Genomic DNA, 809 nt, shown 5'->3' with positions numbered 1-809 from the left:
GTGGGCTGCACCAGAAGTGGTTAGTTTAACCTTCGGGAGAACGATCACCACGGTGTGGTTCATGACTGGGGTGAAGTCGTAACAAGGTAGCCGTAGGGGAACCTGCGGCTGGATCACCTCCTTACAAAATAGCTTATGGACGTAAGTGTCCACACAGTTTGCAGGCTTGATATAGAAAGAGAAGAAACTGGGTCTGTAGCTCAGCTGGTTAGAGCGCACCCCTGATAAGGGTGAGGTCGGCAGTTCAAGTCTGCCCAGACCCACCAAATTCACGCGATGGCTGCGTTGGAGAACAACTCGCATAGCAGGCTATGCTTCGTCGTTCTCCGCCTTGCCCTCCCGCGAATTAAGAGGTTATCTAACCTAGAAATTCCCTTATCGGGGTGTGTGGAAAACCCATAACGGGGCCATAGCTCAGCTGGGAGAGCGCCTGCCTTGCACGCAGGAGGTCAGCGGTTCGATCCCGCTTGGCTCCACCATTTCTTCTCTTGATGTAACCGTTAGCGTTAAGTGTTCTTGATAAAGAATAGTTACCGGTAACAATGCGTTACATGCTCTTTAATAACATGAAAAGCTGATTGTAATATTAATAAGTAAGAATGCCACTCTATTTGAACAACCGATTCGGTAGAGGCGTATCGAACTTGTGTACAGCGAGAACAAACAATCTTGGTCATGTATACCAGACACCTTCGGGTTGTATGGTTAAGTGACTAAGCGTACACGGTGGATGCCTAGGCAGTTGGAGGCGATGAAGGACGTACTAACTTGCGATAAGCCATGATAAGCCAGTAAGAGGCACTTGAGTC

General features: G+C 48.8%; 2 tRNA genes and 2 rRNA genes. All 4 read left to right on the top strand.

Annotated elements, in window-relative coordinates:
- Nucleotides 1-124, top strand: a 16S ribosomal RNA gene (locus L8G48_RS13295); the annotation flags it as partial.
- Nucleotides 125-189: 65 nt separating this feature from the next.
- Nucleotides 190-266: transfer RNA gene (locus tag L8G48_RS13290), tRNA-Ile, on the top strand.
- Between the two features lie 137 nt (nt 267-403).
- A tRNA-Ala gene (locus L8G48_RS13285) sits at nt 404-479 on the top strand.
- A 224-nt stretch (nt 480-703) separates the two neighbouring features.
- Nucleotides 704-809, top strand: a 23S ribosomal RNA gene (locus tag L8G48_RS13280); the annotation flags it as partial.

This window comes from Idiomarina aminovorans (assembly GCF_023155095.1).
In the GTDB taxonomy this organism is placed as follows: Bacteria; Pseudomonadota; Gammaproteobacteria; order Enterobacterales; family Alteromonadaceae; genus Idiomarina; species Idiomarina aminovorans.
The sequence above is the reverse complement of the archived record's forward strand: the minus strand, read 5'-3'. Positions and strand labels throughout refer to the sequence as shown.